This window comes from Nocardia vulneris, from assembly GCF_001613425.1.
In the GTDB taxonomy this organism is placed as follows: Bacteria; Actinomycetota; Actinomycetes; order Mycobacteriales; family Mycobacteriaceae; genus Nocardia; species Nocardia vulneris.
The window spans coordinates 347,089-370,801 of sequence record NZ_BDCI01000004.1; the positions used below are offsets into that span (position 1 = coordinate 347,089).

At 66.3% G+C, this 23,713-nt stretch carries 23 protein-coding genes; 7 read left to right on the forward strand and 16 right to left on the reverse strand.

The genetic code is table 11. From position 1 onward, the window contains the following. Nucleotides 1–8: 8 nt before the first annotated feature. Nucleotides 9–1,406: an ABC1 kinase family protein gene (locus NVU01S_RS07625; RefSeq protein ID WP_043663479.1), complete on the reverse strand. Its 1,398-nt coding sequence runs from the start codon at nucleotides 1,404–1,406 to the stop codon at nucleotides 9–11. Between the two features lie 197 nt (nucleotides 1,407–1,603). Here NVU01S_RS07625 and NVU01S_RS07630 point away from each other — a divergent pair, with 197 nt between their 5' ends. Both NVU01S_RS07630 and NVU01S_RS07635 read left to right on the forward strand, forming a co-directional pair. Then, nucleotides 1,604–2,425, forward strand: coding sequence for a methyltransferase domain-containing protein (locus tag NVU01S_RS07630; protein ID WP_052280119.1), 822 nt, complete (start codon nucleotides 1,604–1,606; stop codon nucleotides 2,423–2,425). Then, nucleotides 2,422–2,988, forward strand: coding sequence for a hypothetical protein (locus NVU01S_RS07635; RefSeq protein ID WP_052280118.1), 567 nt, complete (start codon nucleotides 2,422–2,424; stop codon nucleotides 2,986–2,988). Before NVU01S_RS07630 ends, NVU01S_RS07635 begins: the two co-directional genes overlap by 4 nt. On the opposite strand, the gene NVU01S_RS07640 is transcribed toward NVU01S_RS07635, so the two are convergent. Next, entirely contained in the window at nucleotides 2,981–3,619 is a 639-nt protein-coding gene (locus NVU01S_RS07640; protein ID WP_043663476.1) for a TetR/AcrR family transcriptional regulator, read from the reverse strand. The genes NVU01S_RS07635 and NVU01S_RS07640 overlap by 8 nt on opposite strands. A gap of 135 nt (nucleotides 3,620–3,754) precedes the next feature. Next, nucleotides 3,755–5,131, reverse strand: a complete 1,377-nt coding sequence (locus NVU01S_RS07645; protein WP_043663474.1) for an ABC1 kinase family protein — start codon at nucleotides 5,129–5,131, stop codon at nucleotides 3,755–3,757. Nucleotides 5,132–5,275: 144 nt separating this feature from the next. On the opposite strand from NVU01S_RS07645, the gene NVU01S_RS07650 reads away from it, so the two are divergent. Then, nucleotides 5,276–5,899, forward strand: coding sequence for a TetR/AcrR family transcriptional regulator (locus tag NVU01S_RS07650; RefSeq protein WP_043663471.1), 624 nt, complete (start codon nucleotides 5,276–5,278; stop codon nucleotides 5,897–5,899). Between the two features lie 6 nt (nucleotides 5,900–5,905). Here NVU01S_RS07650 and NVU01S_RS07655 read toward each other — a convergent pair whose 3' ends face one another. The 12 genes from NVU01S_RS07655 to NVU01S_RS07710 form a co-directional block, all read right to left on the reverse strand. Continuing rightward, nucleotides 5,906–7,483 (reverse strand): flavin-containing monooxygenase, encoded by a 1,578-nt coding sequence (locus NVU01S_RS07655; RefSeq protein WP_052280116.1) that lies wholly within the window; start codon nucleotides 7,481–7,483, stop codon nucleotides 5,906–5,908. 48 nt (nucleotides 7,484–7,531) lie between these two features. Continuing rightward, nucleotides 7,532–8,110, reverse strand: coding sequence for an SRPBCC family protein (locus NVU01S_RS07660; protein ID WP_052280115.1), 579 nt, complete (start codon nucleotides 8,108–8,110; stop codon nucleotides 7,532–7,534). A gap of 33 nt (nucleotides 8,111–8,143) precedes the next feature. Then, nucleotides 8,144–8,824 carry a hypothetical protein gene (locus NVU01S_RS07665; RefSeq protein WP_043663469.1) on the reverse strand — a complete coding sequence of 227 codons (681 nt, stop codon included), beginning with the start codon at nucleotides 8,822–8,824 and terminating at the stop codon, nucleotides 8,144–8,146. Between the two features lie 61 nt (nucleotides 8,825–8,885). Then, nucleotides 8,886–9,941: an alpha/beta hydrolase gene (locus tag NVU01S_RS07670; RefSeq protein ID WP_043663466.1), complete on the reverse strand. Its 1,056-nt coding sequence runs from the start codon at nucleotides 9,939–9,941 to the stop codon at nucleotides 8,886–8,888. 53 nt (nucleotides 9,942–9,994) lie between these two features. Next, nucleotides 9,995–11,251, reverse strand: coding sequence for a saccharopine dehydrogenase family protein (locus tag NVU01S_RS07675; protein ID WP_043663464.1), 1,257 nt, complete (start codon nucleotides 11,249–11,251; stop codon nucleotides 9,995–9,997). Next, nucleotides 11,248–12,084, reverse strand: a complete 837-nt coding sequence (locus tag NVU01S_RS07680; protein WP_052280136.1) for a metal-dependent hydrolase — start codon at nucleotides 12,082–12,084, stop codon at nucleotides 11,248–11,250. Before NVU01S_RS07680 ends, NVU01S_RS07675 begins: the two co-directional genes overlap by 4 nt. Nucleotides 12,085–12,183: 99 nt before the next feature. After that, nucleotides 12,184–13,755, reverse strand: a complete 1,572-nt coding sequence (locus NVU01S_RS07685) for a flavin-containing monooxygenase (protein ID WP_043663459.1) — start codon at nucleotides 13,753–13,755, stop codon at nucleotides 12,184–12,186. Next, the gene (locus NVU01S_RS07690; RefSeq protein ID WP_052280114.1) at nucleotides 13,745–14,719 is read right to left on the reverse strand and encodes an SDR family NAD(P)-dependent oxidoreductase; all 975 of its coding nucleotides are present in this window, start codon (nucleotides 14,717–14,719) and stop codon (nucleotides 13,745–13,747) included. The genes NVU01S_RS07685 and NVU01S_RS07690 overlap by 11 nt, the downstream gene beginning before the upstream one ends. Beyond that, nucleotides 14,716–16,263 (reverse strand): flavin-containing monooxygenase, encoded by a 1,548-nt coding sequence (locus NVU01S_RS07695; RefSeq protein WP_043663755.1) that lies wholly within the window; start codon nucleotides 16,261–16,263, stop codon nucleotides 14,716–14,718. The genes NVU01S_RS07690 and NVU01S_RS07695 overlap by 4 nt, the downstream gene beginning before the upstream one ends. An 11-nt stretch (nucleotides 16,264–16,274) precedes the next feature. Beyond that, on the reverse strand, nucleotides 16,275–17,138 hold the full coding sequence (locus tag NVU01S_RS07700; RefSeq protein ID WP_043663457.1) for an SDR family NAD(P)-dependent oxidoreductase: 864 nt from the start codon (nucleotides 17,136–17,138) through the stop codon (nucleotides 16,275–16,277). After that, complete coding sequence (locus NVU01S_RS07705; protein WP_043663753.1) at nucleotides 17,135–17,995, reverse strand: SDR family NAD(P)-dependent oxidoreductase; 861 nt, start codon at nucleotides 17,993–17,995, stop codon at nucleotides 17,135–17,137. The genes NVU01S_RS07700 and NVU01S_RS07705 overlap by 4 nt, the downstream gene beginning before the upstream one ends. An 802-nt stretch (nucleotides 17,996–18,797) precedes the next feature. Continuing rightward, nucleotides 18,798–19,241: a MarR family winged helix-turn-helix transcriptional regulator gene (locus NVU01S_RS07710; RefSeq protein ID WP_043663455.1), complete on the reverse strand. Its 444-nt coding sequence runs from the start codon at nucleotides 19,239–19,241 to the stop codon at nucleotides 18,798–18,800. Between the two features lie 99 nt (nucleotides 19,242–19,340). On the opposite strand from NVU01S_RS07710, the gene NVU01S_RS07715 reads away from it, so the two are divergent. Continuing rightward, the gene (locus NVU01S_RS07715; RefSeq protein WP_043663452.1) at nucleotides 19,341–19,733 is read left to right on the forward strand and encodes a nuclear transport factor 2 family protein; all 393 of its coding nucleotides are present in this window, start codon (nucleotides 19,341–19,343) and stop codon (nucleotides 19,731–19,733) included. A gap of 18 nt (nucleotides 19,734–19,751) precedes the next feature. Here the strand turns inward: NVU01S_RS07715 and NVU01S_RS07720 are convergent, their stop codons facing one another. After that, nucleotides 19,752–20,075, reverse strand: a complete 324-nt coding sequence (locus tag NVU01S_RS07720; RefSeq protein ID WP_043663450.1) for an ArsR/SmtB family transcription factor — start codon at nucleotides 20,073–20,075, stop codon at nucleotides 19,752–19,754. Between the two features lie 162 nt (nucleotides 20,076–20,237). Here NVU01S_RS07720 and NVU01S_RS07725 point away from each other — a divergent pair, with 162 nt between their 5' ends. From NVU01S_RS07725 to NVU01S_RS07735, 3 genes are all read left to right on the forward strand, one after another. Next, complete coding sequence (locus NVU01S_RS07725; RefSeq protein WP_043663447.1) at nucleotides 20,238–21,380, forward strand: FAD-dependent monooxygenase; 1,143 nt, start codon at nucleotides 20,238–20,240, stop codon at nucleotides 21,378–21,380. 196 nt (nucleotides 21,381–21,576) lie between these two features. Beyond that, nucleotides 21,577–22,254, forward strand: coding sequence for a hypothetical protein (locus NVU01S_RS43280; protein WP_156161387.1), 678 nt, complete (start codon nucleotides 21,577–21,579; stop codon nucleotides 22,252–22,254). Nucleotides 22,255–22,389: 135 nt separating this feature from the next. Then, complete coding sequence (locus NVU01S_RS07735; protein WP_043663444.1) at nucleotides 22,390–23,523, forward strand: NAD(P)/FAD-dependent oxidoreductase; 1,134 nt, start codon at nucleotides 22,390–22,392, stop codon at nucleotides 23,521–23,523. Nucleotides 23,524–23,713: the final 190 nt, after the last annotated feature.

A 23,713-nucleotide genomic window follows, 5' to 3' on the forward strand; every position in this document is an offset into this window, starting at 1 on the left:
AGTTCTGCTCATACCGCGGTGTCGACGGTGACACCCCGGAATTCGGCGTCGGCGCGGCCGAGTTCGCCGACCGGCGCCGCGTTGTCGAGCCATTCGCGCAGGATCTGATGCCAGTCGCAGGTGGCCCGTAGCTGTCCCGCGGTGGCGATGACCATCAGCATCATGCGCAGCACCACCGCCTGGTCGGCGGGCATGGATTGCTTGCGCGCCAGGTCGAAATGCGCCGCGGCCGGATTGATGGTGACCAGTACGGCGTCGTTGATCACGTCCGGCGCCAAGGTCACCTCGCCGGGCGTGCTCGCCCACCAGAACAGCGTGTGGATGAAGTCGTACGCTTCCTGATCGGGTACGCCGTCGCCGTCGGCGATGATGCCGCCTCGGCTCAGCTCGGCATGGATCCGGCTCGGCGAGTCGGACAGAACCGCCCGCATCAGTGCGCGTTGGTTCTCGGCTTCGGCACGGTCGAGGTGCTTGTAGATGCCGAAGTCCAGGAACGCGACTCGCCCGTCGGCGCCGACGAGGAAGTTGCCCGGATGCGGATCGGGCGAGAACTGCCGATGCAGATACAGGCTGCCCATGTGGAAGCGAAACATGATCTCGGCGACCCGGTTTCGTTCCGCGGCGGCCGTCCGATCTCGAATTTCCTCGAAACGCCGGCCGTCGAAGAACTCGGTCACCAGCACGTGCGCGCCGCAGAGCTCGCCGATCACCTCCGGCACGGTGATGAACGGATGCCCCCGGTACAGTCGCGCCACGCGCCGATGATTCTGCGCCTCGACGCCGTAGTCGAGTTCCTCTTCCATGCGTTCGCGCAACTCGGTCGACAGTGCGGTCCAGTCGACATTGGGCGCTATTACTTTGCCCGCCTTGAGAATCAGGGCGAGGTTGCGCAGATCAGCGCGAATCGCCTTGTCGATCCCCGGGTATTGGACTTTCACCGCGACTCGGCGGCCGTCGTGCAGGCGCGCGCGATAGACCTGGCCGATCGAGGCGGCGGCCAGCGGGGTCTCGTCGAACTCGCTGAAGAACTTCGACAGCTTGCCGCCCAGATCGCCTTCGATCACCTTGCGCATCTTGTCGAACGGCACCGTCGGCGCGGAATGTAGCAGTTTGACCATCGCCCGCTGCATATCCTCGCGGATCTCCTCGGGAAACAGGCCGATGTCGACGAGCGCGAGCATCTGTCCCAGCTTCATGGCCGCGCCGCGCATCGTGCCGAGGCCGGTGACGATCGCCCGGACCGCCTCGGCCTGCCGTTTTTCGAGTTTCGCGCTGCGGTAGTCCGCGTCGCGCCCGGCGATCGCCACCTTCGTGCCCACGTGCCGCACGGCCTGTCCGGCGACCACCCGCCCCAGCATGGCGGTGCGCACCACGCGGGAGGTGGGGAGGTTGTTGTCTTGGGGCATGCCTGCGCTCCTGAGGGGGACGCTTCGTCACCGAAGCCGTGAAATGGATAGTAGCGATATGTGGATAGTGTTGCAATCCACATTTGCAGAAAACCCGGCTACGCTTCGGGCATTGCCACACCCTCTCACATAGCGATACTATCCACAAACTACCGCTATTCACACTGTGCGTGCATCGACGATGATGTGGAGAAACAATGACCGAGACGCCCGTGACCGCGGACCGCGCACCAGTCGATCCGGTGACCGAACGGCTCCGGTCCATCCTCGATCCAGCACGCTGCCGCGCGGTCACCGAAAATCCCACCGGCTATCTGGAGCTCGCGGGCACCGATATCCCCTCGGCGCAGGGGCTGGGGCAGCAGCTGATGCGCACTCGCTTCTACGCGACGGTCTATCAGCTGGGCCGCCCGTTGGGCATGCGCATAGCCAGCGCGCTCGAAGCGCCCGGCCGCGATGCCGACCGCGCCCGCATCGCGGCCCGGCTCAACCTCGCCCCCGGCCGAACGGTGCTCGACATCGCTTGCGGCCCAGGCAATTTCACCGGCTACTACGGCTCCGTCGTGGGCGCGGGCGGCCTGGCGGTCGGCTTGGACGCCTCGACCTCCATGCTCACCCGCGCGGTCGCCGACAATTCGGCGCCGTCGGTGCGCTACCTCTACGGCGCGGCGGAACGACTTCCCTTCCAGGACGAGGGCGCCGACGCGGTCAGCTGCCTGGCCGCGCTGTACCTGATCAACGATCCGTTCGGCGCGATCGGCGAGATGGCCCGGGTGCTCCGCCCCGGCGGCCGAATCGTCTTGCTGACCAGTCTGGCTCCCGGTGGCCGCCGCGACCGCCCCCACGTTCGCCTGCTGGAAACACTGTCCACCATGCGCATGTTCGACCGGGACGAGATCACCGGATGTCTGCGGGGCCATGGCTTCACCGATATCGACCAGGTGACCGCCGGGCTGGCCCAAACCGTGTGGGCGACCAAAACTTCGAACCCGCCGACGAGATTGGACGACAACCGATGAGCACCGAAGCCGAAGCGCCCGCACCCGAGACCACCACGACGCGGTCGGTCTCGATCAGCGTGCCGACGATGAGCTGGACCGTGGTGACCGCGTCGCTCGCCGTGCTCGCGCTCGTTCTCGGCGGTTTCCTGATCTCCGCCCGCGCCGAGCTCGGCGCGCGTGACTCGGCCGCCGCCGACGACAAGCACGCCGAACAGATCGCCACCGACTACGCGGTCGGCGCGGCGACGGTCAACTTCGCCGATTTCAATTCCTGGGTCGGCAAGCTGAAGGCGAACACGACTCCCGCGCTGGCCACCAAATTCGAGACCACCGCACCCAAACTTCAGCAGATCCTGACGCCGCTGAAATGGACCTCCACCGCGACACCCGTTACCGCGAAGGTCATTTCGGAATCCGCGGGCGTGTACAAGGTGAACGTGTTCGTGAACGTCACCTCGACCAACGCCCAAGATCCCAACGGCGTGCAGACCACGGTCACCTACAACGTCTCGGTCGATCGCAACGCCGACTGGAAGATCACCGACGTCGGCGGCATGGACGGCGCACTGCCGGTCAAATAGGTTGCGACGGAAGGGATTCGCCGACGCGCTGCAGCCAGAACTCGATGGTCGTGGTGAGAATCGCGCTGGATTCCCCGGGTCCGACCACGTCGGCGACACTGCCGACCGCCAATCCCACTCCGGTGGCCAGGATTCCGCGCACCGCGTCCTGGAGCAGCGCGGTGTTCTCGGCGGCATGCTCGGGCAGATGTTCGAGCAGCAGTTCGCGTCCGGATTCTACGAAGCGCTCACACATCTCGACAGCGGCGGCCGTCTGACCCGGCTCGCGAATCACGCTGATCGCGTATTCGGCGGCCAAGACCATGGGCGCGCGTTGTTCCATGCCCTCGTTCCACCAGGTGGCGATGGCCTGCTTGCGCGCTTCGAGGGAGCCGTCGGTGCCGGCGATCAGGGCGGTCAGCCGTCCTAGCCGTCCGGTCGCCCAGCTGCGCAGCACCTCGGTGCACAACATGCCCTTGTTCTCGAAGTTGCTGTACACCGCGCCGATCGTGCGACCGGCCTCGGCGGCGATCGCCGCGAGCGAGGTCGTGAAGTAGCCGTCGGCGTAGAACAACGTCTGCGCGGCCTCGATCAGTTCGTCTCGCGTCTGCGCTTGACTCTCCGCACGCGTCAACACTCTGCGAGCAGCCACGGCAGATCCTCCACTGTTCATCCGACGGATTGGTAGGCAAGGCCAGCACATGCACATATTCCAGGTACTGACATTATCCAGATTAGTGCATGTGACCAGCTGCTCGCCCGCGGCCGTCGAGGTGTCGCGAAAGAGTCAGCGGGTCGCGGACCGAGACCGTTCGGCCAGCACCCGGCCGATCTCGGTGACCGGAGGGTCACCGTACATCCATTCCCGGGCGATCCGATGCCAGTTGCGGGTCGCCTGCAGCTGGCCGAGCACGCCGAACGTGAGGAAGTCGGCGCGCCGGGAGAAGACGTGCTCGGGCGGCAGTTGCTGATGACGCATGCCACCGAACTGAGCCGCTCGCGGATCGATCGCGAGCAGCAGCGCGCTGGTGGCGAGTTCCGGTGTGACGGTGATCGATTCGTCGGTCAGCGAGATTTCCGATGCCGCCCACACATAGTCGAGACACTCCTGCGCGGTGACGCCCGAGGACGGGTCGATGATGCCGCGGCACACCATCAGCGCGTAGAGGTCCTGCGCCCGGCGTTCGGCGGCCAGGCGCGCCAGCGTCCGCTCGAAGTCGACATCCTGCGGATTCATCCGGTTGTAGAGGCCGAAGTCGATGAACCCCACCCGGCCGTCGGGCGCGAGCAGCACATTGCCGGGATGCGGGTCGCCGCAGAACTCGTTGTGCTGGAACAGCGAACCCACATAGAAGCGGTAGATCAGCTCGCCGATGTGGTCACGTTGTTCGTCCGGCAGCCCGCGCATCACGTCGAAAGGCTGGGCCGGAAAGTACTCGGTCACCAGCACGCGGGCGGTGCAGTGCTCGAGGACCGCGTCGGGTACCGCGATGAAGGGGTGCCCGCGGTAGTGCGCCGCTACTTCGTGCTGGGTGCGCGCCTCCCGGGGATAGTCCAGTTCGCTCGCGATATTGTTCGCCACCTCGTCGACCAGCGCGCCGCCTTCGAGCGTGGGCCACATGGACTTCCACATTTTGGCGAACAGTCGCAGATTGCGCAGGTCGGCCTGCACGGCGAGGTCGATGCCGGGGTATTGGATCTTGACGGCCACCTCGCGCCCGTCCCGCAGCACGGCGCGGTACACCTGCCCGATCGAGGCGGCCGCGATCGGCGCCTCGTCGAAGTCGCGGAACACCGCCGACACCGACCCGTAGTCCTGGTCGAGGGTGGTGCGCATGATGTCGAACGGTGTCGTAGGGGCTTGCGCGCACAACACCGCCAGCTTCTGCCGGAACCGTTCGCGATGCGACGCGGGCACCAGATCCAGATCCAGCAGCGACAGCATCTGCCCGAGTTTCATGGCCGCGCCCTTGAGATTGCCCAGCACGTCGACCATCTGCTCGGCGGCGTCCATCGTCGAGCGCTGTGCCAGCACCGCCCGCGCATGTTCGGAGCGGCCGACCATGCTCAGGCGGGTCGACGCGCCACGGGCGGCTTGCCCGGCGGCCAGCATCCCGAGCTTACGACCGCGCGCTATCCGCCCTTTGGCGATGCGCTCACCCATGCGGTTCCTCCAACCGACTCGACAACGACCTCGGTGCCCGGACTCGGGCGCACCACAGACAAACAAGTTCGAATGTGACCGCTATCCACATTGAAGTATTATCCAGATAGGAGAGGGCGTCAATATTATGGAGGTGCTACCCCAGTGGCGGTTCGAAAGCTCCTGACGCGCGCGGAAAGCCAGGCCCAGACCCGGGCGGATCTGGTGGCGGCCGCCGAACGGCTGTTCCTGGCCGAGGGGTATCACGCGACCTCGATCGCGGCCATCGCCGCCGAGGCCGGCCGCACGGTCGGGGCCGTCTACAGCAACTTCGAGAACAAAGAATCGCTCTGCTACGAGGTGATCCGGCAGCGAGTGGCCGTCGAGGGCGCGAAACTGGTCGCCGTCATCGCCGCCGCGCCCGACGAGGTCGAGGCACGGCTGGCCATCCTGCCGACGTGGTGGGCCAAGGTATCGGTGGACACGGCGATGATCACCCTGGCCGGGGAGTACCTGGTGACGATCATCCGCGACGCCGATCAGCGGTCGATCGCGGCCGACCGGCTCGACCGCATCATCGCCTCGGGCCGGGCGCTGCTCGAGGACTTCCTGCCCGCCGAGGTGCACCCGTCGAGCCCGCTGCTCGACACTGCCGTGCGCGCCGTGGTCGCGACGGGCGCAGGACTGGCCATCGGTCAAGCCGCACAGGCTGTTTCGCTCGAGGATGCCACCGAACTGCTCGCCGACACCCTGCGGCTGTGGCTGAGTCGGCTGGCCCTGACGGAGTAGCGCCGATCAACCCGCGGTGCGCGGCGTTTCGGTCCGGTATTCGTAGTCCTCGCGGTCGAATCGCGTCGCTTGCCGGTTCGCCCGGCGGAAGGTCCAAGGCCGGACGTACGGAGACTCGTTCTGCGAGTTGACGAAATAGGTGTTGGACCCGCTGCACCGCGTCACGAGGTAGTAGCTGAGATTGCGGCCGCTGGTCAGCATGTCCTGATGGAAGCGTTCCTGCGCCGCTGCCCGCGCTTCGACGACATTCGCTCCGCGACTGCGTGTTTCATCGATGACCGCCACGATATGGGCGACCGCCGTTTCGAGCACCGCGAAGAACGACGCGCCGCCGGTCCACGAGTACGGCCCGACCATGATGAACCGGTTGGGCAGGCCCGCCACCGAAGTGCTCATGTACGCCTTGAGCGATTCCTTGGCGAAGAACTCGCCGAGGTCGAAACCGTCGCGGCCGGTGACGACGCCGGGCCGGTAACTTTCAGGATCGGAGAACACCTCGTAGCCGGTCGCCAATACCAGTGCGTCGATGGTGCGCTCGGCGCCGTCGGCGGTGCGGATGCCCTCCGGAGTCACCTGCGCGATCGGGGTGGTGATCAGATCGACGTTCTCCCGATTGAGGTTGCTCAGGTACCGTCCGGCCAAACCGCCACGGACACAGACGACACCGAACCGGAACCGCAGCTTGTCCCGGGTCGCCTTGTCCCGGACATTCGCCCACAGCCACGCGTTGTAGGCGCGGTGCCCGGCGAAGTCGATGACCGCCGCGCTCCTGCGCCACAGCGATTCCGGTGCATGCACGGCGAATCCGATCGCGATATCGGCGACGGCGTAGACCGCACGCAGCACACCGGGCACCAATCCCGGTGTGGCAAGCAGTTTCTGGCCCCAGCGCGGCATCCGGAAGTCGGGCTTGGGTAGATAGATCTGCGGAGTGCGCTGGTAGAGATCGAGGCTGCGCGCCTTCGGGCTGAGCTGCGGCGCGATCTGCATCGTGCTCGCGCCGACGCCGATCATGGCGACTCGTTTCCCGGTGAAGTCGTAGTCGTGGTCCCAGTGCGCCGTGTGCATGATCTTGCCCTGGAAGGAGTCGAGCCCGGGGATGTCGGGCTTGTCCTTGGCGTTGATATAGATGCCGACCGCGCTGATCACGAAGCGGGCGGTGATCTCCGCGCCGTGGGCCAGCTGTACGCGCCACAGGTGCAGGTCGTCGTCCCAGGCTTCCTTGACGACCTCGACGCCGAAACGCATCTTCGCACCCAGCCCGTGGTCGTCGGCGACCTCCTGGATATACGCCAGGATCTGGTCGCGCTTGGCGAAGAAGCGGTCCCAATCGGGCTTGGGGGCGAAGGAGTACTGGTAGGACATCGACGGCAGATCGCAGCCCGCGTCCGGATAGTCGTGCGAGAACCAGACACCGCCCGCCCCGGCGTTGCGGTCCACGATCAGGAAGTCGTGCACACCGATCTCCTGCAACTTGATTCCGGCGCAGATGCCGCCGATCCCGGCGCCGATGATCAGCACTTCGTGCTGCGGGGTCACCGACGCCGCCGCCTCGGCGGATTCGGGAGCTGTGGTCTGCGTCATAGGGTTTCGCTTTCGAAGAATGTGCCGGGCACGGCCCGGCAGGAAGGGTCAATTCGCGGTGGACTGCACCGTTGATTCAGCGGTGCGGGTGGCGATCTGCCCGCGCGCCTGCGCCAGTGCGAATCGATAGACGGATCTGAACATCGGCGTACAGAGGTGCCCGATCCGGAACGGCCCGCGCAGCCGCAGAGCGATCTGCCAGGTGACGAGCGTGCGACCGTCGCCGGTTTCGTCGAACCACAGGTGTTCGGCGTACTGCCGCACGAACAGGTGCTGCATCCAATTGCTGGAGGCGACACCGTAGGAGACGCGTTTGCGGGGCTCGTATCGCCAGAATTTCTCGTGCTCGATCCAGAACACGCGCCAGATGCCGTGCACGGTGCCCATTTCGCGGACGACGTCCACACCACGATGCGGCGTCGGGTAGCGGACGCCCGCACCGCAGAGCCGAAGCCAGGAGAACGGCAACCACTCCCAGGCCTGGTCGCCGTCGAACACCGCCCAGACCGCCGTGATCGGAGCGTCGAAGACCACCTCGGTGGTGAAGACGATCGGTGCGGTGCCGAAGGTCGAATCGTCGACGGGCTCGGTCGGCCAATCACGTTGCAGGACTGAGAGCAAAGCCATGAGAGTTCCTCTGTCGGGTGCCGGAGCGTGGTGTCAGGCGGTCAGTTCGAGCGTGCCGCGGGGATGCCAGGGCAGCGGGCCGCTGGGAAAGCTGAAGCGCACCATGCGATGTGGGCTCGCCACCTCGAAATGACCGATGAACGGTGGGAGGAAACCGGCGATCACCTTGTCCAGCAGGCCGTTCATGTGGCTGAAGCTGGGCCGGATGTGCACCTGCCACACGTCGAAGGATCCGGCGGGCACGTCCACCACCATCCGCTTCTCGACCTTCAATTCGAGTGGCCAGTGGATCGAGAAAGCCAGCCAGAGATCGTGTTTGGACTTCACGCCGCGTTGGAAGTCCAGGCCGCGCAGCAGGGTCAGTCCGCCGAGCAGCGGCATGACTCCGCGAGGGAACGGTGCCAGCGTGCCGCCGAACTGCATGTGCTCGGTGTCGACGAAATAGCCCTCTTCGCGCGAGACCAACCGTCCTTTGAAGTAGGACGCCGCCTGGTAGCTTTCGGCCACCATGGTCCCCGACTCACGGCGGATCCGTTGTTCGACTTTCATGCTGTAGGAGTCCTCGGAGCCCGACTCCAGATACGACACGTACGCGTCGTCACCGTGCTCCACGACGCTGGTGATGCGGCCCTCGGACTTGCTGTCGGCGAGCCGGACGGAGTAGGTGGATTTCTCGCCGTCGGCGATAGCGGGATCGCGGAAGGGACTCGACATGGCTGTCCTCGTGGTTCGGTCCAGCTCCGGCCGGACATGGTGGTGCGGTGGAGAAGACTTGTCAGGCAGGCGTTCGCACCGAGGCGGTGGTTCGCGTCGACGCCGCTTCGAGGGCCGCGCGCGCGAACCGGCCGATCTCGGCGATGGCGTCGCGAGCATCGGGCAGCAGGTCCGCGCCGGCCTGGAAGACGTGAATGGCGTTGTCCCAGATCTGCAGCGTGAGCGGCACTGCGGCTTCGGCGCAGCGCGCGGCCAGTTGTTCGCTGTCGGCGAGCAGGGTCTCGGTCGAGCCCACCTGAACAAGGGTCGGTGGCAATCCGGTCAGGTTGTGGTTGACCGGTGACCAGGCCGGATCGAAACAACCGTCGACCGCGACGCCCCATTTCGCCGGCAGCGCATAGGCGTCCGCGGACAGGATCGCGTCGGTGGCCGTATTGGGGTGGGCGCGTTTGACGGTCGAGTCATAGTTCGCCCAGGGCGCGATCGCGACGAGCGCCGCGGGCATCGGCAAGCCGTGGTCACGGGCGGCCAGCGCCAGCGAGAAGGTCAGGCCGCCACCGGCTGAGTCGCCGGCGAAAATGATCCGGTCCGCCGGGAATCCGTTGTCGAGCAGGTGACGGTAGGCGGTCAGGCAGTCCTGCACGGTCTCGGTCACGTGCGCTCGCGGAATCTGGCGGTAGTCGACGTTGAACACCGGCGCCCCCACGGCATTGGAGATGCGGCCGACCAAGCGGCGATGGGTGTGCAGCCCGCAGGACAGCAGCCCGCCACCGTGGAAGTACAGGATCGCGGTGTCGCGCTGCTGGTCGGGGTCGGGAATGCCCTTGCCCCACACCCATTCCGCGCGGAAATCCGGGAAGGACACCGCCCGCAGTCCGGTGCCGCGCTGCGGGCGCAGCGGCATCAGCAGCGGATCCACGCGCGTAGTGATGGCCAGCATCTGACTCGGCGTCAGCAGCCGGTTGCGGTCCACCCACACGGCGAGTTCGAAGAACTGGCGGACCGTGGCGTGCAGCACCGCGTGGGCGGCGCGCAGGCGCAGGCTGGCGCGGCGCGGCAACTCCGCGACGACGGCCGGATGTAAGGGGGAAACGGTGGCGAGGGCCGGTGCGGTCATTGTCGAATTCCTCTGCATCGTCGTTGATGTGAACGAGACCGGTGCCCAGCCGTTCAGGCCAGGCGCCGGCAGTCGAGGGTGAGTCCTGCCGCGCGCAGCCGATCGATCAGGACGTCGCCGAAGGCCGCGGCGGTGGTGAGGACGCCGCTGATCTCGGGTAGCCGGTCGCCGTCTTGGACCAATGCCAGCGCGGCCTGGCCGATCATCAGTGCCGAGACCTCGTATCCGGGATCGCCGTCGGCGTGGTAGTGGGCGACATACCGCGCTCCGGTGGTGGTTCGCGTGTACGTCTCGATGTCGAGAACGCCTTTGTCCCTGATGGTTTCGGACGGTCCGTGACCCGCTGCGGGGAGGAGCCGGTCCAGTATCCGCCGTATCGGCGGCACGGCCAGCGCGGTGGCCGCGACGGCATATCCGGCCAGCACGGCACCCGCTGCGACCGTCGAGATGATCGGAAGCTCTGTGACGCCGAGGGTTTCGCTGTAGCGGAAGCCGGGGCCGTAGGCATCCCCGAGCAATGCGTTGGATCTGCGGACGACCCGGGTGTTGTAGAAGGCGGCCGCGAAGGGCGCGAGCGTACCCCGCAGCGCCGGATCGACTGTGGCCGCTCGAACGATTCGCAGGTCGGATGGCTGAGCGGTGCTCGGTGGTGTCTCCCCCGGATTCGCGGTGAGCGAATCCCGGTCCAGCAGCAGGCGCAGAACGCCTTTGCGGAAGGCATGTTCGGCCAGGACGCGGCCCGTGTCGACGGAACCGCCGGACGCCCACATGACGAACTTCCGAACCACCATCGTGGTGTCGGTCAGGGTGCCCTCGCCGGCTGCCGCGACCGTCCTGTGCAGCAGGTAGACCGGCAGATCCGAAGGGATGGAATCGAATCCGGCCGAATGCACGATGCGACATCCGTTGGCGACGGCCTGGTCGTGGAAATTGTCGATGGACCACCGCACGAACGGCGGCTCCGCCGTGAGGTCGAGGTAGTGACAGCCAGCGTTCACCGCCGCCGCCACCAGATTCTCCCCGTACCGCAGCCACGGCCCGACACTGGTGACGACGACCCGCGTCCGGGCCGCCATCGCGTCCAGACTGGCCGGCGATTCGACGTCGGCCTGCACGAGCGTCCACCGGGACGCTCTGGGCGGCAGCGCATCCCGGACCTTCGCGAGCTTGATGAGATCGCGGCCCGCCAACGCGATCGACACCTGCGCAGGAGCGTGGTCGGCGAGGTAGCGCGCGATGAAGCCGCCGGTGAAGCCGGTGGCGCCGAACACGACGAGGTCGAATTCGCGGGCGGCGGTGTCGCTGGTCATCGGAGCCGGTCGACCAGGTCGCCGTTGGCGCCGAACAGCTTGAGCTGCCAGTCCTGAACCAGGGCTTCGGTATCGATGTCATCGGGGTGGAAGCCGGGGCGCATGAACTCGGCGAGTTCGGTCAGGAATCCCTTCAGCAGTGGTCCGCGCAGCAGCTGAATCGTCTCGCGCAGGACGGTAATCGGATGCTTCCTGTCCTCGGGATCGAGCAGGATCGACACCAAGACCAAAGGCACGGCGCCCGTGGAAAGCAGAACGAGCAGCGCCGCCATACTGCCGATCCGCGCGAATTCCGAACCGCCGACATACTTGTAGGCGTCGAACATCACGGACTTGTGCTCGAGTTCCTCCAACGCGTGCCAGGTGAGCAGCTTGAGGGTCTCGGGATCGGCGTCGGGCATGGCGTGTAGTTCCGGATGGGCGAGCATACGCCGACCGAGGGTTGCCGTGATGTGCTCGAGCATCGCCGTAAAGCCCATATGGAAGCGGACTCCGATCAAGTCCTCGAGCTTGACGACCGCCCTGTAACTGACAGTTCCCTCGCGCAGGATCGTCATCCCGATGTTCGCGAGTGGGTAACGCAGGTTGGCCAGGTGCTCGCCGTTGAGGCGGTCGTGTTCCTGGCTGTGCACGAGTTCCTGCCCCACGAAACCGGCGACCCGCTTCTTCAGCACCGGGTCTTGAATGTCGCGCTGAAACTTTTTCACGGCCCGCAGCATCGTTTCCTCGCCGAGCGGGATGACCGCGTTCCCGATCGCGAGCCCGTGACGGAGCGGGATACTGTTCGCGAATATGTGCTGCATGGGTTCGGGTTCGCCGAAGCGGAACCGCATGCGGCGCACCTTGGGCGGGGTCGTGTCCTTGGACGGCGGCGTCTGGATCGAAATTCGCTGCCGCAGAGTCGAGATGATCGTCATGAGCGTGCCTTTCTCTCAGGCGAGAGCGGAAGCCGGCGCCACGGCTGGCGCGGGCGCGGGCAAAACCTGCTCGTAGCGGTAGTGCTCTAGCGGGAAGCGCCGGTTGCCGCGGCTGGCTTCGAAGAAGCCCGCCGGACGCAGATAGGTGGTGTCGCCCTGCGAGTTCCGGTAGTAGGTCGGGACGTGCCCGTTCAAGTCGGCGAGGTAGTAGCGCATGGACTCGCCCTTCGCGTACATCCGCCGGTGATAGGCGTCGGCGATGTCCTGGCGGATCTCACACACCTGCGCGCCGCGTCGACGGGTCTCGGTGATGGCACGCACGGCGTGATCGGCGGTCATTTCGACGAACGAATGCCAGCCGGAGCCGGTCCAGGAATAGGGTCCGCACAGCGTCCAACGGTTGGGCAGGCCGGGCACGGACACGCTCTCGTAGGCCTGCAGCCCTTCCTCGTGGTAGAACTTGGCGAGGTCGAAACCGTTGCGCCCCAAGATGGTTCCGGGACGGTAGGTCTCCGGGTCGGAGAAAACCTCGTAACCGGTCGCGAGGATGAGTGCGTCGAGCTTGTGCAGCACGCCGTCCCGCGTCTTGACGCCCGTAGGAGTGATCTTGCCGATCGGCTCGGTGATCAGCGCGACATTGTCGCGGTTGTAGGCCCGCAGATAGGCGCTCGAGATCGTCGGGCGTTTGGCCAGAATCCCGAAGTCGGGGGTGAGCTTGGCCGCGGTTGTCTCGTCGCCGACGACACTGCGGATGTAGCGCCGGTATCCGGCGATCGACCACGCATCGAACTTGTTCATCGCCGGGTGCAGGACGGCCGTCGGTGGCACGACGATAGCGCGGAACAGCAGGTCCATCGCGACCAGCACGCCGCCGTGCAGGGTCTTGGTGACGCCGGGAATCGCGAACGCGCGCTGCATGATCCGCGGCACCGCGAAGTCCGGCTTGGGCAGCGACCACACCGGTGTGCGCTGAAAGACGGTGAGCTTTCGCACCTGCGGCGCGATGGTGGGAATGATCTGCACCGCGCTGGCGCCGGTGCCGATGATGCCGACGGTCTTGCCGTCGAGGTCGTAGCCCTCGTCCCAGGAGCTGGGGCGTAACACCTTGCCCTTGAACGACTTCGCACCCGCGATGCCGATATCTTCCTTCGGACGCACGAACGCGCCGACCGCACTGATCAGAAACCGTGCGGTGACGGTGGAACCGTCGTCGAGATGCAGCGTCCAGCAGCGCCTTTCGTCGTCCCACACCTCACGTTCGACGTTGACGTCGAACCGAATTCGCGGATACAGGTCGAAGCGCCGCGCCACCTCGACGTGGTACTGCTTGACCTCCGCGCCTTTGGGGAAGATCCGGCTCCAGCGCGGGTTGCGGGCGAAGGAGTACTGATAGGCCAGACCCGGGACGTCCACGCCGAGGCCGGGGTAATGGTTCTCGTGCCAGCTACCGCCGACGTCGTCGGCGCGGTCGAGGATCAGGAAGTCGTCGAGGCCGGCGGCTCGGAGCTTGACCCCGGCGGCGATGCCCGCCGGGCCCGCGCCGATGACGGCTACTTCGTACTGCGGCTGAACGGTCTCAGTGGTCAACGCTGATCGCCTCCTGTGGCTGGTGATCGAGGACACCGGCCGGTGCGGCCGTACCGAGCGCGGGCGCAGTTCCGGTGACGCGATCCAGCAGCTCGAGCAGGCGTTCGCCCGCGGACTCCAGGCGCTCGACCGGAAAGTTGCGCAGCACACCGCGAGTGAGCGACGGCGCGACGCGATACAGCGCGTAGGACAGCCATGCCTCGGTGCGCACCGGCACCACATCGAGGTCGAAGCGGACCGCGCGCACCGCTGCTCGCGCGACCAGGTCCGGGCTCAACGGCGACACCGGCAGTTGCTCCGCGAAGGCCTGGAGCCGGCCGACGAGGCCGACCCCGCGCCGGAACAGGTCGGGATCCACGCCCACGGTCTCGGCATGCTGTCCCAGGTTGGTGTTGATCAGACCGGGACAGATGGAGCTCGCGCCGACCCCCTTCGGACCGAGTTCCACCCGCAGACAGTCGGTGAGCATTCGCACCCCGGCCTTGGCCACGTTGTATGCGGAGGTGCCCGGCACCGGCGTATAGGAGGCCGCCGAAGCGATGTTGACGATATGCCCGCGACCGCGCTCGGCCATCTGCCGTCCGAAAATCCGGCTGCCGTGCACCACACCCAGCAGATTCGGGCCGAGCTGGCGTTCCCACGATGCGGCGGTCGTGTCCAGGAACGCGCCCGCCAGCACGAAACCCGCGTTGTTGACCAGGACGTCGGCGATCCCGAATTCCGCGCGGACCTGGTCGGCGCACCGTTCCCAGGCCTCAGCGTCGGTGACGTCGAGCAGTTCGGCACTCGCGCGCCGGCCCCGCGCCCGGATGAGCGCCACGGTCTGGTCGGCGGTGTGCCGGTCGATATCCGAAACAATCACGTGCGCACCACGATCCGCGAAACGAATCGCGATCGCGCGCCCGATGCCGCTGCCCGCGCCGGTGACGACCACCAGCTCGGGTCGCAAGTCGTTGAGCTTCATGACAGCGCCTTCCCCGCCTCGGCAAATTCCCGGTTCGGCACCGCGACCCGAGTCGCGTACCGGTAGTGGTCGAACGGGAAATGCTTGTTGCCCCACCACATCTCGAGATGGGTGCTCGGCCGGATCGCGGCCGCGTCACCCTGATAGTTGACGTAGTAGGTGTTGGAGCCCGCGCACGCCGAGGACAGCCACATGGTCTGCTGCGCGCGACGCCGATACTTGCGGTAGTACGCGTCGTGCGCGTCCTGTCTGATCTCGATCCGAGTGGCGCCCCGGCGCCGCGACTCCGCGATCGCGCGGGCCGCGTGCCGGCTGGTGCACTCGATCATCGCGATATAGGAGCCCGCCGCGAATCCGTAGGGGCCGGTGATGAGGAAGCTGTTGGGGAATTGCGGGACCGAGACACCTTGATAGGCCTGGAAATGGTGCTCGTCCCAGAACTCGTTGAGGTCCACCCCGTCTACTCCTCGCAGGGGGAACGGCGGTGTGCCCCCCTTGGCCATGACCTTGAACCCGGTGGCGCACACCAGGACATCGATCTCATGGTGCGTACCGTCGGCGGTCACGACGCCGTTGTCGGTGATGCGCTCGATCGGATCGGTGATGAGCGCGACATGCGGCTGGGTGAAGGTCTTGAGGTACCGGTTGGACACCGACGGGCGTTTGCACCCCGGCGCGTAGTCGGGCGTGAGTTGCTGGGCCAGTTCGGGGTTGCCGCGCAGCCAGGCCCGATAGCCCGCCGCGCCACCACGTTCGAGTGCCTCCGCCAGGAACGGCACGCGCTCGTGGAAGACGCCGATGCCGGTGATCCCGAAATCGATGGCGACAGTGACCGCAGCGCGGATCGGGCGGCGAAGCATCGGCAGCTTGAGCAGGGCCGCACTCACCGGTCGCGGGATCGCGAAATCGGGCTTGGGCGCCACCCAGATCGGGGTGCGCTGGAACACCGTCAGATGTCCTGCGACATCGGCGAGTTCGGGAATGAGCTGCAACGCCGTCGCGCCGGTACCGATCACCGCGATGCGTTTGCCGCGGTAGTCGAAATCGTGGTCCCAGCGCGAGGTGTGCACGATTTTGCCGGTGTAGGAATCGAATCCGGCGATATCGGGCAGCTGCGGCACCTCGAGCGCACCGATCGCGCCGATCACATAGCGGGCGACCAGTGTCTGCCCCGAAGCCAGCTGGACTCGCCACACATGCGCGGACTCGTCCCATTCCCCGCTCGTGACCGCGGTGTTCAGCCGGATTCGGGAGCGCAGGTCGTAGCTGTCGACGACTTGCTCGGCGTACTTTTTGACCTCCGCGCCCGGGGCGAACATCCGGGTCCAGGTCTTGGGCGGTTCGTAGGAGAAGCTGTAGTAGATCGACGGAATGTCCACGGCCACACCGGGATAGGTGTTGGCGTGCCAGGTGCCGCCGATACCGTCGTTCTTGTCGATGATGAGGAAGTCGTCGATGCCCGCCTTACGGAGTTCGACGCCGGCGCCGATGCCGCCGAAACCCGCACCGATGATGAGGACTTCGTGATCGATCTGATAGGTCATGGGATCGCCTTTCACTGGGCGAGGCGGTTGATCAGGGGACGAGCCAGCGTGAGCAGCTGCTCGGCACGGTCGAACGAAGCGATCGAGAGCACCCCGCGCACCAGACTGGGCGAGAGCCGGAAGACGGCGTAGCCGAACCACGCCTCCGGATTGACCGGCACGACAGCCCAATTGCGGCGCACCGAACGCTCGATGATGCGCGCGACCTTGTCCGGTCCGGCGTAGGCGAAGCCGGTTTGCACCTTGCTCATCTGGTCGCGCCATTCGGCCTGTTGTTCGTCGGTGATGCCGTTGCGCTCACCGTGCGCCAGCAGATCGGTGCCGATGACGCCCGGGCAGATGGCGGTGACACCGATGCCGTAGCGGCTCAACTCGATCCGCAGCGACTGTGTGGCCATCAGCACCGCCGACTTGGCGACACCGTAGGCGGGTTCGAGTTCCATGGGCACGAAGGCCGCGGCCGAGGAGATGTTGACGATGTGTCCGCGGACGCCGCCGTCGATCATCTGCTGCGCGAACACCTTCGAGCCGTAGACGACGCTCATCAGATCGATGTCGACCATCCGCTGCCACTGCGGAATCGTGGTCTCGACGAAACCGCCGAGATCCATCACGCCCGCATTGTTGACCAGCACATCGGCCGGTCCGAACGCCGCGCGCACCCACCGCCCGAAATCGTCCCACTCCGATTCGCTGCTCACATCGAGCCGGTACGGCACCGCGTGCCCGTCGGCGGCTTTGATCTCGGCCACGGTCGCCGCCGCGGCCGGCTCGTCGATGTCGGCGACAATCACCCGATATCCCCTGCCCGCGAACACCTTCGCCGTTTCCCGCCCGATTCCCGCCCCGGAGCCGGTGATGATGGCCGTCTTCATCGCGCACCCCCGAACACCTTGCCGGACACGGTCGCCCCGAAGTCCGCCACCGACATGTTGACCAGCCCGGACAGCCCGCGCACCAGCGAGGGCGACAGACGGTAGGCATACCATCCCGCCCACGCCTCGACGCCGACCGGAACCGTCGACAGATTCCATCGGACGGCCCGCTCCACGGCGGCGGCCACCCGATCCGGCGAACGGCCGATATAGCGATGCCCCGCCGCGAGCTTGGTGGTCCACTCCGCGCTGGCACCCTCATCGACGCCGGCCCGAGAACCATTGGCCGCCAAACTGGTACGGATCAAACCGGGGCATATCGCACTGACCCCGATACCCTTGCCGCCGAACTCCGCGCGCAGCGCCTGCGTACCGAACCACACCCCGGCCTTGGCCGTGACATACGAGGGCGCGACGGCCGTCGGCAGAAACGCGCCCACCGAGGCGACATTCACGATGTGCCCCTTGCGGCCCGCGTCGACCATCCGCTCGACGAACAACCGCGACCCGACGATCGGGCTCATCATGTTGATCTGGATCATCCGTCGCCAGTCGGCACCGGACTGCTCCAGGAACCCGCCGCCGATCAGGATCCCGGCGTTGTTCACCACGACATCGGGGACGCCGAAGTCCGCGCAGACCCACGTGACAAACCGCTCCCAGTCCTCGACATCGGCGACATCGAGCCGGCGGAACGCCGCCTTCCCACCCGTCGCGTGGATGAGATCGACGGTCTCCGCACCGGTCGTCTCATTGATATCGGCCACGATCACCGTCGAGCCGCGCCGCGCGAACCGGCGCGCGGTCGCACGGCCGATACCGCTGCCCGCACCCGTCACCACGGTCACCGCACCCATGCCGACCTCCCGCACTCCGCGGCGGATCCGTACGTCTCGGACATGCTCGACTCCCTTGTCGGTGTTCGACCTCACTTTCTCGAATAGTAGCCATATTCGGATTGCATAGCAATCCCAAAATCACCTTTATTCAGAATCGACCGTCGCGCCACCCACGCCCACACGGGCTGCCCCGCACCGATCTCAGACCCGCCCCCGCAAGCACTCATCGGCGTAAACGCCCCCAGCCGTGCAGGTTTCACGACACCTCACACCTGGCCCGAACGCCGCTTCGGCAGCGTTGAGCCAGGGCACGGAACCCACAGCGGGCGGCTCCAGCGGAATCGAGTCCGCAACTGCCGGGCCACCGCACATCAAAACGGCAGCGCCGACCAGGCCGCCGAGCAGAATTCCGCGGGCAGTGAATCGGGATCGGGGCATTTGATTCTCCTCGAAACAGGGATGACAACGCCCCGAGCCTACGAAGACGCATCATTGCGCCACACGCCCCGAATTGTGTTGCCCACAGCCCATCCGAGACGAAACCTGGTGGCGCGGCACGTCTTACAGCCTTCGAGCTACCCCAGAATGCATTCCGATCGGTACCGCCTAAGGTCAATCAGCGCCGAAGGTACTCCAAAATCCGCCAGCGAACCGAATCTACGCACGCCTTCAATTTATTCGCGCCATTGTTCGAATGCAGATTCAATCAAATACCAACTGAAGTAATCGATGACGGGCAGCGCCTACCGTCCAGAGGGTGGCGTGGCTGCGGCTCCGGCGGACCCCGACTCGGCCGGCCGCATCGAGGCTGGCGTCGCCGTCACGCAAATGGACCTTCGGTGATGAACCGGCTCAACCCGCGGGCGAACGCCTCCGCTTCGCCTGGCGGCCAGCCCGTAAGGCTTGCGGTGATGTGAGCGGCCAAACGGCGGCGTAGCTCGTCCACCGCGCGTTCACCCTGCTCGGTGAGGACCAGCAGGGTTGCGCGCCGGTCGCGGGGGTCGGGTTCGCGGGAGAGCAGGCCGGCCTGTTCCAGTCTGGAGGCGCGGCGGGTGACGCCGGAGCGATCGAGCCCCACCTCCGAGGCCAGGTCAGCCGCGCTTCGGGGGCCGATCCTGGCGACCGCGCTCAGGACCGGGTAGGTCCATTCGTCCAGCGCTTCGCCCATGTCGGCGGTCAGGGTCTGGTACAGCTGGACCCGCGTAGCGCGCCTGAGCAACACACCCAGTGCGTCGGCGATCTCGCCACCTACCTCATCGTGCATTTCCACAGACTACCGTGCGCCGCGCACGCATCGTGTGCTAGTTTCGCGGTAGTGCGTGCGTGGCGCACGCACATCGCTTGTAGTCGTGAAAGGACTCCCATGAGCCAGACCGATATCCGTGCCGCCCTCACCGATCTGCTGTTCACCCCTGACCTCGACCTGCGCGAGGCCGCCGACCGGCACTTCGCGCCCGACTACCGCCAGCGCACCGACGGCGAATGGGCCGACCGCGAGGGGTTCGTCGAGCACATCGCCCATCTGCGCACGATCGTGGCCGCAGGATCTGTCGAGGTCCATGACGAGCTGTACGACGGCCCCCGCTACGCCGACCGCCACACCGTCGAGATCACCAAGACGGACGGATCGACCGTACGCACCGAGGTCTACGTCTTCGGCGAGTTCGCCCCTGACGGTCGCTTCAGCCGCATCGAGGAAACCACGCTCATGCTCCACGGTTCCGAAGCGGACCGAAACATCGGCAGCGCCCGCTGAAGGTTCAGCGCACGCCGATCATTTCACCTCGAGCTCCGCTTTCAGGAGTGCGAGCAGGCCAGGAAACCTCTTCTCGACGTCCGCGCGGCGTAGCCGGATGCCCTTGCGGTTGCCGTAGTCGATCTCGTCGATGAGGCCCGCCTCGCGCAGGACCCGGAAGTGGTGGGTCTGAGTCTGTTTCGAGATCGGAAGATCGAACGAGTTGCAGCCCCGTTCGCTGTCGCTGCGGTCTGCGGCCAACTCCGTCATCACCGCACGACGATGTTCGTCGGCGAGGGCGCGAAACACCGCGCCCAGATCCAGCGCATCAGCTTCCGGCCCGATCCGGTTCCTCGCGACCACGCAACCTTCCTTTCAGGTACGACTTGCATCGTACCTCAAGGGGGTGTTCACTAAGGTACGAAATTGATCGTACCTTGACTCGGTTGCACTGCGCTGTGTCGCCGAGACCCGGCCCAGTACTCGCCGGGGGCCGGGTCATCGACACTCCGAGAGGTCATCGTCATGCAGAAGCGCGAAGTGCTGATAGTCGGCGCCGGAATCGCGGGACCCGCCCTCGCATACCGGCTCTCCCAGCATGGATTTCGGCTGACGGTCGTCGAACAGGCCCGGCAGTTGCGCTCCGGCGGTAGCGCGGTCGTCGTGCAGGGGCCCGCGATCCCGGTCGCCGAACGCATGGGCATCCTTCCGCAGCTGCGGGAACTCGCCACGCGCAACCGGTCGCTGACCCTGCTCGACCCCGACGGCAGGCGAATCCTGCGACTCCCGCTCACCTCGGACGAGGCACCGACGGTCGAGGTGACCCGAGCCGACCTGTCCGAGGTGCTCCACCGGTCGGCGCAGCCTGCGGCCGAGTTCCTGTTCGACGACACGGTCACCGCTCTCGACCAGGACGGAGGCGGGGTCGATGTCACCTTCCGGCGATCCGCGCCACGACGTTTCGACCTGGTGGTCGGTGCGGACGGAATGCATTCCACGGTAAGGAGACTGGTATTCGGACCCGAGCGACAGTTCGTGCGCGATCTGGGCCTGTACGGCGCGACCGTCCCGTTGGCACCCGACGCCATCGAGGACCCGACCGAGATGACGATGCTGACCGCGCCGAACCGGATGCTGGTCGTGCACCCCGCGCGAACCACCCCGCTCGCGATCTTCACCTTCCGGGCACCACAGCCGGCACCCCACGATCGCAAGAACATCGCACTGCACAAGCAGACCGTGGCCGATGCGTACGCCGACATGCGCTGGCGGACATCGGAATTCGTGGCGACGTACCTTGACGACCCGGCGCCGTTCTTCGACCCTCTCACCACCGTCCGAATGCCCACGTGGTCCCGCGGGCGGGTCGTACTACTCGGGGACGCGGCGGCGGCGACAGCCCTGCTGGGCGACGGATCCAGCATGGCGATGGCGGGCGCGTACGCCCTCGCGGACGAGCTCGCCGCCCATCCAGATGATCACGCCCGCGCCTTCGCTGCCTACGAGTCGCGACTGCGCCGGGAAGTAGGCCCACGGCAGCGACGTGTCGGCCTGGTCTCCCGGCTCCTGGTGCCCCGCACCCAGCCTGGCCTCGTGCTGCGCAACACGGTGGCCCGCGCGGCCGGTCGCACCAGCCGGATCGCCCCGCGCGAAACAGCCGACCGGTAACGGTTTACGGCCTCAAAGCGACTGCGGCTCAATAAAGCACGGGATTTTCGCAGTGATCACTTTCGCCCAATTCCGACAATTGCCGTACACCAGATCTGTCCCTGCGAATCTGCCGCTGAACCACGGTGCGCTCGGTAGCATCGTGCGTCGGCCGCTCCTGCCAGTCCCCAGCACGCCGTCAAACCCGAGGATCATCGTGACTCCATCCGAAGATGAATCGCTGTCCTTTCGACCGGCAGAGCCACCGCCGTTCCCGGACGCACGGCCGATCAGGAAAACCGTGTCCCGGCGAAGAATTGCCGCCCTCGCCGGCGCTCTTCCGTTGGGCGCCATCGGGATCGGCGCCCTGATGCAGGGCCGGAACAGTGAAAACGTCTCGTCCGCCGCCGTTCCCGGCCCGGCTACCGCCAGTCCGACGCCGACGACGGCCAGCACCCTCACGACACAGGCCGCCCCTGCAGCCGACCTCGCACCCGAGATATCGCGTATCGGAAGTCGTCATATTGCCGCTCTCCATGCGATTCACAATTACATGAACCACATCTCCACCTATGCACCGCATTCACTGGACGAATACTTCACCGGCGCAATAGATTCGAGTACCGGAGCGCACCGCAAGCACCTGATCGACACTCAACATGCGACTCGGGAATACCTGCTTGCCACCAATCGCCGTAGTCAGGTCTTGGACTTCAACTGCGGCCTGCGCGCCATCACCGGCGGCAGCGCACTCGGCGTCGGCTACGTCAAGCTGGCCACGACGAACGACACGGCGGCCGAACAGTCCGTCTCCCTTACCGCGATGGTGGTCACCGCGGAAGAGCAACCCGACAGCCGATGGCTGATCAGCGACGTGAAGCAGATATCGACCTGAGCCGACCGCACCGTGTTACCGAATCCCCTGGTTGCGGCGTAGCGCTACTCGACCACGCAACTCAGCAACTACCATCGGTCGCGGCCGTGCTGGCGCCATCCGGCCGCGGGTTGGTTCAACGGAGGGGTTGTGGTGATGAGGGTTTCGTCGAAACAGGCGAAGGTGGTCGTGCTCGGCGGAGGCTACGCGGGTGTCGCGGCCGCCACTCGGCTGGCCCGGGCGAATACCGCGGTGACGCTGGTCAATCCGCGTAACGAATTCGTCGAGCGGATTCGGTTGCACCAGTACGTTGCGGGCAATCACGCCGCGGTGTCGCCGATGCGGAACCATCTGCCCGAAACGGTCGAATTCCGGCACGACACCGCCGAAGTCATCGATGCGCAGGCCCGTAGGGTCGAGCTGCTCGATTCCGGGGCCCTCGAATACGACTATCTGGTCTATGCCGTGGGTAGCCGGGCGGGCCGCACCGGGATCCCCGGTGCCGCCGAATCGGCAGTGTCGGTGTCCACTTGGGAGGATGCGGTCGCGGCCCGCCGGCGGTTGGACGCGCTACCGGACGGTGCGACGGTCACCGTGGTCGGCGGCGGGTTGACCGGTATCGAAACCGCGGCCGAACTCAACGAACTGGATCGCTTCGCGGTACGGCTGATCAGCGCCGGTGCGCTGGGCGCCACACTGAACACCCACGCGCAGAACCGGTTACGGCAATACTTCCGCGAGGCCGGGGTGCTCGTCATCGAGAACACCCGGGTCGTCGAGATCTTCGACAACAAGCTCGTCCTCGACGACGGCCGTCACCTCGGCAGCGAACTCACCCTGGTGACAACGGCTTTCCAGGCACCGGAGCTGGCCGCCGGCAGTGGGCTGGCCACCACGGCGACCGGTGCTCTGGAGGTCTCCGAAACCCTCGTCAGCACCAGCGCTTCGACCATCGTCGGCGCCGGTGACGGCTGCGCTTTCGCGGCCCGGCCACTGCGGATGAGCGCCCAGGCCGCCAACCCGACCGGGGTGCACGCCGCCGACACCGTACTCGCATTGATCGATGGCCGCGAGCCCAAACCGGTGCGCCGCAAGTACGTCGGTCAGGCGATGAGCCTGGGTCGGCGCAACGCCCTGATCCAGACCTCCGACCTGGCCGACCGGCCGCGCCGCCCGGTGCTGACCGGTCGCGCGGCCGCCACCGTGAAGGAACAGATCTGCAGCGCCACATTGGGTTTCGGCCACTTCGGGCCGCTGCGCTACAACTGGTCCTGGCCGATCGGCCGATAGCGAGAAATGAGACATCCATCCCGTTGCACGACGCAGCAGCACATGCCCTGCACCGGTGGAGTCGGCCCGCGATCGACGCCCTGACCTGGGGTGAGCTGTCTTCGGTGGCACGAGATGGGCGGCCCGTCCGGCTTTTCGATTGCGCGAAATAATATTTCGTGGCTTACTCGGCGGGCCTCTAGCTTCGGCG

Excerpts from the sequence above, each read along its gene's own strand:
- NVU01S_RS07715 (WP_043663452.1), top strand. The coding sequence starts at position 19,341 with ATGAGCCAGACCGATATCCGTGCCGCCCTCACCGATCTGCTGTTCACC.
- NVU01S_RS07675 (WP_043663464.1), bottom strand. The coding sequence starts at position 11,251 with ATGACCAGCGACACCGCCGCCCGCGAATTCGACCTCGTCGTGTTCGGC.
- NVU01S_RS07625 (WP_043663479.1), bottom strand. The coding sequence starts at position 1,406 with ATGCCCCAAGACAACAACCTCCCCACCTCCCGCGTGGTGCGCACCGCC.
- NVU01S_RS07665 (WP_043663469.1), bottom strand. The coding sequence starts at position 8,824 with ATGTCGAGTCCCTTCCGCGATCCCGCTATCGCCGACGGCGAGAAATCC.
- NVU01S_RS07630 (WP_052280119.1), top strand. The coding sequence starts at position 1,604 with ATGACCGAGACGCCCGTGACCGCGGACCGCGCACCAGTCGATCCGGTG.
- NVU01S_RS07645 (WP_043663474.1), bottom strand. The coding sequence starts at position 5,131 with ATGGGTGAGCGCATCGCCAAAGGGCGGATAGCGCGCGGTCGTAAGCTC.
- NVU01S_RS07690 (WP_052280114.1), bottom strand. The coding sequence starts at position 14,719 with ATGAAGCTCAACGACTTGCGACCCGAGCTGGTGGTCGTCACCGGCGCG.
- NVU01S_RS07695 (WP_043663755.1), bottom strand. The coding sequence starts at position 16,263 with ATGACCTATCAGATCGATCACGAAGTCCTCATCATCGGTGCGGGTTTC.
- NVU01S_RS07660 (WP_052280115.1), bottom strand. The coding sequence starts at position 8,110 with ATGGCTTTGCTCTCAGTCCTGCAACGTGATTGGCCGACCGAGCCCGTC.
- NVU01S_RS07635 (WP_052280118.1), top strand. The coding sequence starts at position 2,422 with ATGAGCACCGAAGCCGAAGCGCCCGCACCCGAGACCACCACGACGCGG.
- NVU01S_RS07655 (WP_052280116.1), bottom strand. The coding sequence starts at position 7,483 with ATGACGCAGACCACAGCTCCCGAATCCGCCGAGGCGGCGGCGTCGGTG.
- NVU01S_RS07680 (WP_052280136.1), bottom strand. The coding sequence starts at position 12,084 with ATGCGGTTCCGCTTCGGCGAACCCGAACCCATGCAGCACATATTCGCG.
- NVU01S_RS07670 (WP_043663466.1), bottom strand. The coding sequence starts at position 9,941 with ATGACCGCACCGGCCCTCGCCACCGTTTCCCCCTTACATCCGGCCGTC.
- NVU01S_RS07705 (WP_043663753.1), bottom strand. The coding sequence starts at position 17,995 with ATGGGTGCGGTGACCGTGGTGACGGGTGCGGGCAGCGGTATCGGCCGT.
- NVU01S_RS07710 (WP_043663455.1), bottom strand. The coding sequence starts at position 19,241 with ATGCACGATGAGGTAGGTGGCGAGATCGCCGACGCACTGGGTGTGTTG.
- NVU01S_RS07725 (WP_043663447.1), top strand. The coding sequence starts at position 20,238 with ATGCAGAAGCGCGAAGTGCTGATAGTCGGCGCCGGAATCGCGGGACCC.
- NVU01S_RS07735 (WP_043663444.1), top strand. The coding sequence starts at position 22,390 with ATGAGGGTTTCGTCGAAACAGGCGAAGGTGGTCGTGCTCGGCGGAGGC.
- NVU01S_RS07700 (WP_043663457.1), bottom strand. The coding sequence starts at position 17,138 with ATGAAGACGGCCATCATCACCGGCTCCGGGGCGGGAATCGGGCGGGAA.